7 protein-coding genes are annotated in these 14,135 nt (G+C 56.6%); 1 reads left to right on the top strand and 6 read right to left on the bottom strand.

The genetic code is table 11. From position 1 onward, the window contains the following. Nucleotides 1–8: 8 nt before the first annotated feature. Nucleotides 9–1,211 carry a PorP/SprF family type IX secretion system membrane protein gene (locus CLV84_RS10925; RefSeq protein ID WP_104419830.1) on the bottom strand — a complete coding sequence of 401 codons (1,203 nt, stop codon included), beginning with the start codon at nucleotides 1,209–1,211 and terminating at the stop codon, nucleotides 9–11. Between the two features lie 434 nt (nucleotides 1,212–1,645). Between CLV84_RS10925 and CLV84_RS10920 the strand changes: the two genes are divergently transcribed. Then, complete coding sequence (locus CLV84_RS10920; RefSeq protein WP_104419829.1) at nucleotides 1,646–2,350, top strand: hypothetical protein; 705 nt, start codon at nucleotides 1,646–1,648, stop codon at nucleotides 2,348–2,350. A 17-nt stretch (nucleotides 2,351–2,367) separates the two neighbouring features. Here the strand turns inward: CLV84_RS10920 and CLV84_RS10915 are convergent, their stop codons facing one another. The 5 genes from CLV84_RS10915 to CLV84_RS10895 form a co-directional block, all read right to left on the bottom strand. Beyond that, entirely contained in the window at nucleotides 2,368–6,558 is a 4,191-nt protein-coding gene (locus CLV84_RS10915; RefSeq protein WP_170067670.1) for a DUF7619 domain-containing protein, read from the bottom strand. Between the two features lie 434 nt (nucleotides 6,559–6,992). After that, nucleotides 6,993–10,394 (bottom strand): transcription-repair coupling factor, encoded by a 3,402-nt coding sequence (gene mfd, locus CLV84_RS10910; RefSeq protein ID WP_104419827.1) that lies wholly within the window; start codon nucleotides 10,392–10,394, stop codon nucleotides 6,993–6,995. A gap of 228 nt (nucleotides 10,395–10,622) precedes the next feature. After that, nucleotides 10,623–11,531 carry a type IX secretion system ring subunit PorN/GldN gene (gene porN / locus CLV84_RS10905; protein WP_104419826.1) on the bottom strand — a complete coding sequence of 303 codons (909 nt, stop codon included), beginning with the start codon at nucleotides 11,529–11,531 and terminating at the stop codon, nucleotides 10,623–10,625. Between the two features lie 150 nt (nucleotides 11,532–11,681). Next, the gene (gene porM, locus CLV84_RS10900; protein ID WP_104419825.1) at nucleotides 11,682–13,352 is read right to left on the bottom strand and encodes a type IX secretion system motor protein PorM/GldM; all 1,671 of its coding nucleotides are present in this window, start codon (nucleotides 13,350–13,352) and stop codon (nucleotides 11,682–11,684) included. A 67-nt stretch (nucleotides 13,353–13,419) separates the two neighbouring features. Next, nucleotides 13,420–14,031, bottom strand: coding sequence for a GldL-related protein (locus tag CLV84_RS10895; protein ID WP_104419824.1), 612 nt, complete (start codon nucleotides 14,029–14,031; stop codon nucleotides 13,420–13,422). Between the last annotated feature and the right edge of the window lie 104 nt (nucleotides 14,032–14,135).

The raw sequence follows: 14,135 nt of genomic DNA, 5'->3' as shown, positions 1-14,135 counted from the left end.
GTGTCTTTCTAGAAACTTACGGGGCAGGTCGCGCCCTTGTAGAGCTCGTTCTTACCCAGGATGCGGCACTTCGATTTCAGGTCGGCCAGCATAATGCGGCAGTTGACTTCGATCGTTCCCACCGAGGAGGAGGCATTGATGCCGTTCAGCGGCAGATCGTAGGAAAAGCCCACGATCCAGCCCGTAGCCCGGTCGCGCCACCGGCGGCCCACGTCGAGCAATGACCGAACGTCGATGCCGTAGGACATGATCAGGGTGCTGGAGTTGCGCCCGCCGATGGGGTTCCCGGTGTTGGTAGCGGGCCGGCGGGGGGTGTTGAACTGGTAAAAGATGCCCGTGTAGTGGCCCTTGCCGAGCAGGTAAGAGCCGACGGTGTAGAGGTTGAATTTCCCGCCAAGCTGACTGTCCCAACGGAACTGCGGGGCGATCGAGGTAGGCGTATAGGCCCGCGTACCCTTCATGGAGCTCACCCGCCGGGTCAGTCCCATGTGCAGCGTAGTACGGCGGGGCAGCACCACGTTGGCGCTCTCCTCGTCGAAGGCGACGTTGGGTTGGTTGACGTTCGAAAGGCTGGCACCCAGCGTGAAAATGGTGTAGTCCTGCAAACCGTGGTTCCAGGAGCCGCGCACCATCGCGCCGATGTTCATATTCATGTAGGGGCCGGTGGCGACGTCGATGATCTTCGAAGCGCCCACTACGCCGGTCACGGGATCGAGCTGGTAGGAGAAGATGAAATCACCGCTGGCCAGCGAACTTTGCATGAAGCTGAGCTGGGCGCCCATGCGCATGTCCAGCCGCGACAGGCCGTTGCTGATCTTCAGGTCGGGATTGATAAAGGCGTACTCGAAGGCGCCGGCCAGGCCCACGCCCGTCGTCTTGAGCGGGGCGGCCCCGGTTTCGTCCTGAAACACCGATCCGGCAATGCCGAAGGTGGCCCGCTCGATGTCCTTGAAACAGGGCATGCGCTGATTCAGCGTAGCATTGTACGTTCGATAGCCACCCTGAAACGGCATACTGGTGGCGTCGGGCAGGCCGAACCACTGATCGCGATAGTTGAGAATGAGCTGGGTACCGGCTTCCAGGCCCGCATAGGCCGGGTTGAGGTATACTCGGTTAGCGTAGAATTGGGAGAAAAAGGGATCCTGTCCCAGGAGCTGTGCTCCCGCCAAAATCATCGCCACGAATAAAAAACTGCGTAGAAGTAGAACCATGGGCAAGCATTTGCTCCGAATAAGTTCTCCTGGTTCCCATCCCCGCCAATTGCCGGGGATATCGAGACACGTCTCTGAGAATCAGTGAATTATTCACTTATTCAGAAATACAGTGTTCTGGTCGCAGCGTCTCGTAATGTACCGGACTCTTCCATAGACGCGGCATAAGCCGGTCCTAGCCGTGGTCGAATCCAGTTACCGGTGGGTCAACTCCCCCGGTCCCTTCCTAACGCCGGCGGGAAGCGGGGCATTGTCCTATTAACGATCGATTCTTACCCTTCCGGACCAGTAGGAGGCAGGGCGCCGGAGCGCGGGTGCCAAAGCCGCGCCAGCCGAAAATATTGCTTGCAACCTATTCTTACCACCCCTATCTTGTAGGGCAAGACCCCAGACTTCCAACGGAATTTACCTAGTCACCCTAACAACTTGAAGTCATGGATCTGTGCAACCTTTCTCCCCTGCGGCCGGGAGCCATTCTCGTGCTCGGCCTCTTCGCTACCTCCCTCCTCGCCCAATCCGCCGAGCCGTCTCCCCGGCTCCGCGACGGCATGGTGATCAGTATGCAATTCCTTCCGGAAAACGCCCCGCTGTCCGATGCCGACGTGCAGGCAAAGGGCGATCGAACCGCGTCGCTGTTGCGGGGTGAGCGCGGCCGATACGAAGGCCGTGGGGTCATGCTCACCCTCGTGCCGGAACAAACGGAGCTCACCACCACCGAAGGGGAGGACCGGCAGGATTACCTGATCATCGACTCCGGTGACCCCATCACCCGCAACTGGCTACAACCCGGCGCTATCTGGGGGTTCCACACTATCCTACTGATGGACAGCATCAACCGCAGTGACTTTGAGACCTTCATTCACCGCTACTGGTCGCCCACCCGCTCCGATGCGCTGCCCGACTCCAAGCTGATCTTTCTGAAGAACCTTTCCGGGCCCGATAAGGGGGAGTTCAGCTACATCTGGCTCATCGATTCGGAAGAAACCCGCGACTACTATTTCCCGGAAGCGAAGGTGCCCTCCAAGATGTACACCGAGTTCGAAAAGGGCTGGAACTGGATCTACGACCCGGAATACCTCGGCAAGTACCTGGCGGCGCCGGAAGACGAGCTGTTTACGGACTTCGTGGTGGTCCGGTAACCGGGGTACCCCCTGCCCTATTGGCGTAGTACGCGCAAATTAGCGCTGCCTCCGCGATAATCCGACAGCCGGACCAGGTAGAGGCCCACGGGCAGCCGGGCCAGATCGAGGATGGTCTCTCCCTGGAATCGCCCCTCCCCTACCCGACGGCCCCGCGGATCGATCAGCGTATACCGTACGGGGATAGCTTCCGACAGCCGGATGCGGACCGCATCGTGGGTAGGGTTCGGCGCCACTTCCAGGATACGGGAAGCGAAGACCGGAACGGAAGTAGGCGCGTCGGATCCGTCGCAGTTCTCGTCGACGCCGTTGCCCGGTAGTTCCTTAGCTCCGGGATTTATCGCGGCGTTCGCATCGTCACAGTCGGCGAAGAAGAGGTAGCCGTCCTGGTCCGCGTCCAGGGTTTCCACCAGCGTGTTGGTCACCGTATTGGTGATCACCGGTTTATTGAAGTCGAAGTAGATGCCGGCCGTATTGTCGATGGCGGTGAAATCGTCCAGCCCCTTTTTTGCCCTGATCTCGAAGCTGAAGAAGCCGTGGCTGGCCGGCTCGTTGGTGCTACTGTCGGGGAGCAGGATGTTGGGGAATAGGACCTCCAGGTTACCGCCCTCGCCCAGGGTCACTCGGGGGTCTCCGTGGCTGGCGGTGAGCGGCCGGAAGGTGTTCCAGTCGAGGTCGGTAGACAGTTGATCCTCCAGCCGCACGGTGAAGGCCGTGTCGTTGCCCGTATTCTGAAAGCGGATCATGTAGGTGATCGCCTCGTCGAGCTGGGTGTAGTTGCTATTGCTTGCTTCGGCGCGGGCGGGCCAGGAACGCTTATCGTTGGGGTCGATGGCGCAGCGGAGGATGTCGTCGTAGAAGAAGGTGTCGCGGATCTCGGTGCCGTCCGTGTCGGTCGTGATGCTAATGGCGTTCATCGGAATAGGCTGACCGGCCAAACGCTCGCTCGGCATCCTCAGCTGAAGCGCAATTTGGTGCTGGCTGCCAGGAGCCAGGTCGCTGAAGTTCCAGCGCAGGCGGTTGGTTTCCTCGTTGAAATCAGTGGGTTCGGTTTCGGCATTTACCAACGAGACTTCCTCGTGTAATTCCAGTACCATCTCTCCGTTCTGCGACTGGCATCCCGTATTGTTGACCGTCAGCCAGAACGGCACGGTAAAGCCGCAGCGGGCGGGCCCGGAGGCCAGGTGGGCCGAAAGCACCGTCTGCCCGTCCTTCCCGTCGATGGTAAAGTCCTGCTTTAGGTCTATCTCGTCCCCGCCATCCGTAACTATCGAAACGGCACCGCTGCCAGCATAGCAAACATCAGCGACTACCTGAATGGTGTATCCCTCCTCCGCATCCAGATAGAGCGTGTACCGACCCAGCGAGTCGGTGAAGGAAGAAAGCCCGTCCCGGCCGATGGCCTCCACCCGTCGGTTGACGACCGGCCGACCTTCACTATCCGTGACCGTACCGCTCAGCGTATGGGTAAAAGGGGGGCGAAAATGGTGTAGCTCGAGTCCTAGTTCAGGATCGAGGAAGGTATAGTAATACCGCCCTTCGTGCGCCATGCCAAGCGGCCCTGAATAACCGTATACAAAAGAGTTATCCATTTTTCCAATTTCCAGGTACTTCTGCTGTTTGGCGTTGTACAGCATGAAGTAATAAGTACCGTCCTTGATCCCTCTGAACATGACGTTATTGCCGATAACGGCGTTGCTCCGTTCGTATCGTCTTCCCGCATCTAGATCCTCGGGAAAGTCAAATCCGGTTGCCAGCGGAACGAACCGGTTCGATTCGCTTCGGTAGCTATAAAAACCGAGCCCTTCCGCATCGGAAATCTCAACGAATAACTCCCCGCCCACATCCTTCATTTGCTCGAACTGTTTGCCTTCGGGACACGTCGTGAGGGTACTAAGCCGGTCGACGTCTATGATGTGATAGTCGGTCATGGCGATGACCGAGGTTTTGAAGGTCATCACGTCCACCAATTCTTCCCCTTCCTTCACCACGGCGAGCTGGTCCAGCATACCATCGCCGCCCAGGCGCATCAGCCGGTCGGTTCCCCCGTGGTTACTGATGAAATATAAATGGTCCTCGAATACTACCGCGCGCCCCCCCGCATGGGTGACGGTCGCCAGTTCAGCGGCGGGCCCGGTAGCCCCCGTGCGGGTATTCAGGCTGTGCCAGACGACCTCCGGCTCCCCCGGCTTGTTCAAACGCCGGACAACATAATAGAGCTTATCGCGGAGTGGCGCGAGGACGGGAAAGTATTCTCCCGGGTTTCGTTCGGATCGGTAGCTGACGACCGTGTCCATCAGGACCGTAGTCGATAGGTCACCGGAATGGATTACGGTCATCGCCGAACTGTCCGACTCCTCGATTTTATGGGTGAGGACGTAAAATTTATCGTTGCTTAGAACAGCCGGAGAAACCTTATTGTCATACCACATATTAAAATAGGGTATGGAAACTCTTTTATTCAACTCGGGCATCTTTACTTGATGCCCTACCTGAAATAGGTCCACCCCATCAAGCTGTCCGACGTAACTATCGGGAACCGCACCGTAGTCTTTCTCCCCTAGTGCAGAGATTCCATCCGGATCGTACCGGTACATCAGGCCGTGGGTGTCAAAGAACAGTTCGCCGTCGGCGCCGGTAAAGTAGGCCCGAATATCGCTATGGCGAGGACTGGTGGGCAAATTGCAGACAAAACTAATTTCCTCACTTCCTCCCTCCAATTGGTATAGGCGGTACGCAAAGTCCGAGGTCCTGCCGATGGCATATACGTTACCTTGGTGCCCGATTAAATCCTCCACGTATTGAACGTCACCTTCCGGCGATCGGGGTAAAGAGAAACTTTCCCAGTTCGCGTCACCCTTGTCGATTGCTGTAATGGTCGATCTGCGATAGTTCTCGTCACGTGGATCTAACATATAGATATGACTATCTCCTACTGTATGACTATGAAGTCCATCGGGGTTGAAACCGAAGGGGGAGAGCTCCAGGCTTTCTTTGTCCAATAGAAGGTGGTTATCCCATGAGTATAGGAGGTAATGATTCTTTAGCTCATGAAGGTGTAGATAATAATTGGAGCCATCTATGGGACCGGCATCCTTAACCGTCCCATTCGATAAGTCCATAGTAAAAAGTCGGTAGACTCCTTCGACCTGGTATTTTTTCGCATCGAAGAGAAACAGGTCCTCGGACAGCCGTTCAAAGTGGGGAACGTCCCACCAGGTGTAGTCTTCTCGAAACTTCCAATCCACCACCAGACGGGTTCCTTCGCTGGTTCCATCCGTGACGTACATTCCGAATTGTGATCTGTTGCCCCCTCTGAATATGGCCCGATCATCCTCGGTATAGTGGACTTCTGTAACTCTGTATTGGTCGTTGGTGCCTGGTTTTTTCATCGGATGAAGCGCACCGTTTTCGTACTTGTACAAATGAATTAGTCTGACTGCAGGCTCATAAATTGTTATCAGTAATTTTTCGTTTACCGTGAAATGGTCCCGCAGTTGATCTCCCTCGGACCCCATTATCTCGGAATCCCATATTTTTTCCGCGAAGCCATTTCTGCGCAAATGCACGTCCCACAAACTGTTGTCCTCTAAATTTTTAATGTATACATGATCGGCCGACCTTCTGGCGTCGTCAATGTACCAGCGCCCCACGTCCGTCCCCGCCTGGTAGGTTCCTTCCACGGTGCCATCCGAGATGTACAAATCACCTTCTCCTACGTAAAACAGCGCCACGTCTCCTAATACGGCAGCCGAAGGATAAAACGGTCCACCGATAAATTCAATCAGTTCGGTAAGGTTTTCCCCTTGTGCATCTACCCGGTAAATTTTGTCACCGGTTACAACGAGCAAATCACCGGATGGTAAGAATCGGGTATGCCAAATTGGCGTGTCGGATACAAAAGCTTCGTGTCGGTTATCCTCGGAATCGTAAAAATAGAGCGGATACTTACCGTCTTGCCGCAACCCAGCCAGGCGGAAAAAACCCGGTCCATTGTTAAAGATGAAGTTGTAAGTCTCGTTCGGATCACATTCCAGCTGCTTCAGGTTTCTTCCGTCCAAACTTCCGGAATACAGGCAGTTCAGGGAAGTCCGTACATACATCCGGTCATTCATAACTCGAATGTCCATATCCCTGCTATTCTCGTGTAGGTTCAAGTCTTCTACTTCGATCTCGAAGGGCAGGTCCTGCCCGTTTATCGTTGTCAATAGACAAAGTGATAGCAAGCACAAGCATACAATACGGGGCATAAGAAGAGGATTTATCAACGTAATAATGGTGAGCGCGTGAGGGCTTTCGACCTGATGAAAGCGGGACACCCTTCGAACTGACGCGGATCATCATATCCCATAGGGAAGAGCAGAACCCGAGCCGCCCCTCCCGACCAAAAGATCGAAACCAGCAGCCCCATAGCTAAATGGCGCATGTAGTACAACAATGAGTGTCGCCTGAAGATACGGTTGGAGGTCGGCCGGGAAGGATTATCCGGGGGGATTTAACCTTTATTCCTGCGCTGCGGCGCAAAACTTTTTATTACCCCTCGAGCGCAGATCGGCAATGTGGTTACCTGAGGCTCGCCTACTTGGCCGGCTTACTTCGCGGCCCGAGGCCGCATCTTCCTTGCGCTGCCGGAGGCAGCATCCTACCGCGCCAATTCCTTCTCCCCCTTCACCTCTTCCACCTTTTCCGCCAGCGACTGCAGCACGTCCTGCGCCTGCGTCAGGTTGAAGACCCGCTCCTTGGTCATGGATAGGCGGCGGGGGGTCTGCTTGAGCTGTAGGCCGCGGAGTTTGCCCTCTTCGGCAATGATGCCACTGAGTGACTTGAAGATCTGGGAATCGTAGTAGAGCGACTGGGCGTCCTCCACGAAGAAGCAGATCAGCTTGTCGTTCTTCAGCACCACCCGGTCGAAGCCCAATTCGCGGCACAACCACCGAAGCCGCAGGCCGTCGAAGAGCTCGCTGACTTCCGGGGGGATGGCACCGAAGCGGTCCTTCAGGCCGTTGGCGTAGGCAGTCAGGCGTGCCTCGTCCTCGATGTTGTCCAGGTCCTGGTACAGCCGCAACCGCTCCTGGGTGCTCTCCACGTACCGCGTGGGGATGTGCATCTCGGTGTCGGTCTCGATGGTGACGTCACGGACGAAGTCGCTGCCCTCGGTCATGGTATCCTTGAAGACGTCTTTAAACTCGCCCTGCTTCAGTTCCCTCACGGCCTCTTCCAGGATGCGCTGGTAGGTCTCGTAGCCGATATCGGCGATGAAGCCCGACTGCTCGCCACCGAGCAAGTTGCCGGCACCACGGATGTCCAGGTCCTTCATCGCGATATTGAAGCCGCTGCCTAAATCGCTGAACTCTTCCAGGGTACGCAGCCGCTTGCGGGCGTCGGGGGTCAGGACGCTAAGCGCGGGAGCAATGAGGTAACAGTACGCCTTCTTGTTCGATCGCCCTACCCTGCCCCGCAGCTGGTGCAGATCGCTCAGGCCGAACTGGTGGGCGTTGTTAATGATGATCGTATTGGCGTTGGCAATATCCAGCCCCGTCTCAATGATGTTGGTGCACACCAGCACGTCGTACTTCCGGTCGATGAACTCGATCAGGGTCTGTTCGAGTTCCTTCGGGTCCATCTGTCCGTGGGCGGCGGCAAACTGTACGTCGGGGCAGAGCTTCCGCAACATGGTCACGATATCGGTGAGGCTCTTCACGCGGTTGTGAACGAAGAAGACTTGTCCGCCCCGGTAGACTTCCTGCTGGATAGCATCCTGGATCACCTCCTCGTTGAATTGCCGCACCTCGGTGTGGATCGGTTGGCGGTTGGGCGGGGGCGTCCGGATCACCGACAAATCCCGGGCGTTCATGAGGCTAAACTGCATGGTGCGCGGGATCGGCGTGGCCGTCAGTGTCAGCGTATCCACGTTCACCTGTATGGCCCGCAGTTTTTCCTTGGCTTTCACCCCGAATTTCTGTTCCTCGTCGATGATCAGCAAGCCCAGGTCCTTGAACTCCGCCCGCTTACTCAGAATAGCGTGGGTGCCGATGAGCACGTCGAGTTTGCCCGCCTTCAGCTTTTTGAAGATCTCCGTCTTCTGTTTCGCGCTACGGAAGCGGTTGATGTAGTCGACGCTTACGCCGAATTCGTCGAGCCGCTCCTTAAAGGTGCGGAAGTGCTGGAGCGCGAGGATGGTGGTCGGCACCAAGACGGCCACTTGCTTGTTGTCGGCCGCGGCCTTGAAGGTGGCCCGCAGCGCGATCTCCGTTTTGCCGAAGCCTACGTCACCGCAGATCAGGCGGTCCATCGGGTGGGGCTTCATCATGTCGCCCTTCACGTCGTTGGTTGCTTTCAACTGGTCGGGAGTGTCTTCGTAGATGAAACTGGCTTCCAGCTCGTTCTGCAAATACCCATCCGGCGGGAAAGCGTGGCCGGGCGATGCCTGCCGCTTGGCGTAGAGCTTGATCAGCTCGCCCGCCATATCCTTCATCTTTTTCTTGGTGCGCGACTTCAGGTTCTTCCAGTGGTCGCCGCCGATCTTGTCCAGCCGCGGAAGTTGACCGTCCTTTCCGCTGTACTTCGACAGCTTATGGAGGCTGTTGATGCCGACGTAGAGGATGTCGTTGTTCTTGTACACCAGGCGGACCGACTCCTGTACTTTGCCGTTAATCTCCAGTTTTTCAAGTCCGGAGAAACGCCCTACCCCGTGATCGATGTGGACGACCAGGTCGCCAGGGGTGAGGTCGCGCAGCAGCCGCAGATTCAGCGCCTGGTCGCGGGTGAATCCCCGCCGCAGCTTATAGCGGTGGAAGCGCTCGAAGATCTGGTGGTCCGTATAGCAGGCCGCTTCCAGCTCCGAATCGATGAAACCGGCATGAATGGATACCGGCACGGGTTCGAAGCGGACGTCCGCATTCAGGTCCTTGAAGATGGAGTAGAAGCGCTCGATCTGCTTCGCATTATCGGTGAAAATGTAGTTCGTCAGGTTCGACGAGGTATTCTCCAGCAGGTTGCGGATCAGCAGTTCGAAGTTCTTGTTGAAGCTGGGTTGGGGCTTGGCGCGGCAGTCGATCGTTCGGTCGATCTTCACCGGCTGCTTGTAGTCGCTGAAGAAGACGATGGGTTTTTCACTTACGTCCTCCATCACCTCCCCAGGACGGATGAAAGCGCGGTCGTCGAAGAATTGCTTCAGTTCCTTATCGTCGATAAGGCTGAGGTTCTTGCCGAATTCTTCCGCTTTTTTGAATGCCTCCCCGAGCTTATCGAGCAACAGCTGGAAGTCCTTGAGCCAGATCGTGGTCCGCTCCGGCAGGATGTTGAAGATGCTGGTCTTCTGATCCCGGGCGAATTTGGTATTGATATTCGGGATGATGCTGACGTAGCTCACCGTTTCCACCGACAACTGGTGCAACGGATCGAAGGTCCGGATGCTTTCCACTTCGTCGTCGAAGAGCTCGATACGGTAGGGAAATTCATTGCCGTAGCTGAAAATATCGATGATGCCCCCCCGAATGCTGAATTGCCCCGGCTCGTAGACGAAATCTTCCCGGTTGAAGCCATATTCAACCAGCACCTCCAAGATCGTATCGACGTCGATATCCTCGCCTTTGGTGATTTCGATGCGGCTCTCCGTTAGTACCCTTGGCGCCACGACCTGCTCAAAAAGGGCTTCCGGATAGGTCACCACGATCTCTCCCTTCGACTGGCTATGCGTCAAGTAGTTGATGGTCTCCGTGCGCATGAGCACGTTGGTGGTGTCGAGTACCTCGAAGTACAGAGGGCGGCGGAAGCTGTCCGGCAGTAAGCGTACTTGCTTCTTCGGCAGCAGGGAGGCGATGCTGTTCTGGATGTACGCAGCCTCCTCCTTATCGGTCGCTACCACCAGATAATGGCCACCCGCCTTCCGGTAGCTTCCGGCGATCAGAAAGCTTTCCAGCGCGCCGGCCAGCCCCTTAAGTTGAACCCGCGCCGCCCGTTTATCGGCTTCGGTCAGGTCGAGGATTTTCGCCACGCGATCGCTGTCGGCGTAGCGCTGCACTAATTGCTCGGTAGGATTCAAAGGGAGGGAAAGCTTTTGGGGTGGACTAAATACCCTTGAGTAACCGGTTTCCGGGCGCGGGGGTTGTGGTCGGTGAGAAACCGGACCTCGAAGCGTCGCCGAGCGATAGCCGTCGACCTGGGAGCGTCCGGTCTAAAACCAAAACGAGGCAGACCGGATCAAATCCGATCTGCCTCGCTGACTAATGCGGGCGGCTATTGTACTACCGTACTTAAGCCTACCGTACTATTAATAGCTCCAAAGATCCTGCTCGTAGTTGAAGATCTCCTGCTTGATGCGCTCGGAGTCCAACAGTTGCTCGCGGCCGCTACGCTCGGGGCGATCGATCCGCTCGTCGAGTACGTTACTGGCTTTCGTAATGTAGCTATTGAAGAAGCGGTATTCGAATACGTCCTCCCAGCTCCGGTTGGCGGCGTCGTTGCCGTAGGCAAAGGCACTTTCGTTAGCCAGTAGCTGGCGGGCTTCGGGGTAGTAAATCCAGAACATCGGGCGCTCAATGGTCCGTCCGGCACTTTCGGTCGTTTCCTGAATCATCGGAGCGATACCGAGAATACGGACCTTCATCGTGCTGCTCTCCTTATCGAAGAACCACATTTCCTGGATGCGGTACCGCTTGACCGAGGTAGGGTCGAACAGCCGCTCCTGAAGTACGATCTTTTCCTCGTAGGTCTCGGGGTCGAGTACCCGAACGGAATCAATCCCACCGGCCATGGAAGTCAGCGTACGCTGGTCCATCAGCATGGAGAAATTGTCACCCCCGATGGGGTCGAACACCCGCAGGTCACCGGCTTGCGCGGCTTCCAGCAGAATAGTGATCAGGGGCCGCTGCGGATTGATGAAGGGCAGGTTGATCTTCTCCTGCACGTCGATGACCCGCCAGATCCGACGCTTCCACATGATGTCGGCTTCCCGCAGGTTTTCGTAAGGCAGGACCCGACGTTCGCGGATTGACTGACTCTCGACGATGTCGTTCATCGGCGGCTCGAACTCACCGTCCTGCATCAGGGGGTTGTCTTCACCGGCTCCGGGGAGCGTGAACGAATTCGGTTGCTGCTCGGGGTTATTGGGGGTCTGCGCGGAGGCTACGGTGGAAACCGCGAGCAGGCAAAGCAGGACCAGGTTATAAGCTGCCTTCATCGGGAGAGTGGAGGTTTGAATTGTTATCATACTGACTTAATACCAACGTTGTTCGGGGCGGGTATGGTATACCAAGGACAAAATACGGGCCCGTGAACGGCTGGCTGCCACGGGCCCGTAGGTTTGTGTCGGCCCGCAGGCCGAAACGGTTTAGCGAATCGTGAAGGACATGGTACCGAGATCCCGCGGAGCGGCATCGCCGGGGCACTTGGCCTTGATGTTCTTAAACAGGTAGTTGTCACCGGGCTTAGCCTTCGTGATCAGGGCGGCCGTTTGACCGGCAAAAGATCCGCCGGGGTTCTGCGATACGAGGGGGTCTTCGCGGGCCGGAACGTACAGCAGGTTAAAGCCGGCGATGTTACAGCGGGCATCGAAGTCGAAGTTCTTCAACTCGGCGAACAGACCCTGCTGGGCACGGAAGGTCGAGTTGGCAATATCGCCACCCTGCTGGCCGCCGATAGTGGGCACCGGATCGGGAATCGGCTTCACCCGGAAGGGAAAGGTACCCAGCGTCTGGCCATTAGCGGTTACGGTAATGTTGGTCGTGTTGATACCGGTAGGACGGACGCCCTTCACCATGTAGCTGTTGTTACCGGTGGAGGTGCCCTGAATGGCATCACCAAAGCTGACGCGCACGTCGTTAGAGGCAACACCGGCGGCGGAAACCGTGATCGGGTTGTCGACCCCCATGTAGAACACGTTCATCTTGTCGGCCGACACCGCAACGGAGCGGGTACCGATCTCGTAGGTAAACTCACCGTCCTGCTCGATGACCTCACCGGTCAGGGGGTTCTTTACGGCAACGTAGGTCTTGATGGTCTTGGGTCCGGGGCTACCGTTAGCCACCAGGCTGAAGTCGGCGGTACCGTCCTGCCGGATCGGCAGGCTCTGCCCGTTGACGCGCAGCGTGATGTTCTCGGGCTGCAGGGAGCTGGAGTAGCTACCTACGGAAACCGTAGCGTTCAGACGCTCGCCACCGATGACGTAGCTCTTATCGGCCTGGAAGACCGGGAAGAATTTGTCGAAGACGATCTGCTTACCGCCGGCCATTTGCACGATGTCGTTCACGAGGTTAGCCTCGGATACTTTCAGGTCCGACTGGATCTGTGACATCAGGGGCAGTACGGCGGCGAGGGGCATGTGACCGAACTTGTAGTCGGCCCAGCTGACCTTCTTGTTGTTGGACTCGCGCCAGGTCTGGTCGTCGATGCTGAAGGGCATGTTCTCGGCCACGCTGGCGATACGAGCCTGCTGCTCGCTTTCCGCGATGTCAAGTGTTTCACCGTGCTCGGTGATCAGTTGGGAATAGATATCAACAAGGCGCTGACGAGTTTGGATGATCCGCTGCTTGAGGTCCTCTCCCGCACCGGATCCTTCGGAAACCTGACCGTCGGGACCCTGTACGAGCAGACGGGTGGTCACGTCCTTATTTTTCTTTCCCTTCGGGGCAAGTACGCCGTGGCTTTCGATGTAGTCGCCTTCCATGGTGACTTCTCCGTCATTGTTGCCGGAGACGTCAATCAGGGTATCCCGTAAACCGATGACATAGCTATTGAAACTGGCGACTTCGGCACGAATCTGAGCGATCGGGTCCTGTAGCACCCGGAATTTCGCTTTGGATTCGTCCTTCAGCAGTTCGTCCAGGCTCGCGACGGTTTCTTCAATCTGTTCGTCTACGGTGGCGATACTGTTCTTATTACCCTCGTCGAGGGTCTGAAAGGCATCCATCACCTCAGCGGAGACGTTGAGGGCCAGCAGCGCCATCAATACCAAATACATGATATTGATCATCAGCTGCCGGGGTTCCTTTGGAATTGACATATAATGGGTTGGTTTAGATCACCGCCCGGGAGCGGAAATCAAAGGGTTTAGAATATTGGGATTACACTTAAGCCGTAGGCGCACGCATGGCGCTGATCATGTTGCCGTACACGTTGTTCAGCGTGGTCAGGTTACCGTTCAGTTGCTGCATGTTCTTCTTGTACACCTTGGTCTCGTCCGTAGTAGCGGCCAGGTCGGCCATGGCTTCGTTGAGCTTGGCGTAGAAGTTACCCATCTGCTTAATCTGCGCACTGGTGCCACTGAAATCAGCTTCCTGGAGTGCCTTCAGGCTACTCATGCTTTTCGACATCGTCTGTAGTTCGACCAGCATACCGCCGAGTTGCTCCTCGACGACCTCGCCATTTAGTGCGGCTACTTGAGGACCAGCGGGGGCAACCGCTCCGCCGGTAAGGGGAGTTACGTCTCCATTGTAGCTGGAAAGGCCCGGGTACAGCTTGTCCCAGTAGTAGTCAGGGTCAGGACCCAGGATACCGATCAGCAGGAAGAGGCCGGCCTCAACGCCAAGTCCCAGGGTCAGCAGGTCAATGGTTACGCCACCAATGGTCGGCATTTCCCAAGACTGAATTTTGTACAGAGCTCCCAACATCACGACAGCCGCGCCGACGCCGATGATGAAGTTCTTCATGTACTTGAAGGTGGGGGATTTGAAAAAGCTCATAGAGAGTAGTACGGATTAGGAATAACAGAGAGTAAGTAAGGTGCGCCGGTCAGTTCCGTGCAACACGATGATGGATTTAACGGGGTTTTAACCGCAGGATCGGG

This window comes from Neolewinella xylanilytica (assembly GCF_002934605.1).
GTDB lineage: Bacteria > Bacteroidota > Bacteroidia > Chitinophagales > Saprospiraceae > Neolewinella > Neolewinella xylanilytica.
This window is presented reverse-complemented; position numbering and strand designations above follow the sequence as displayed.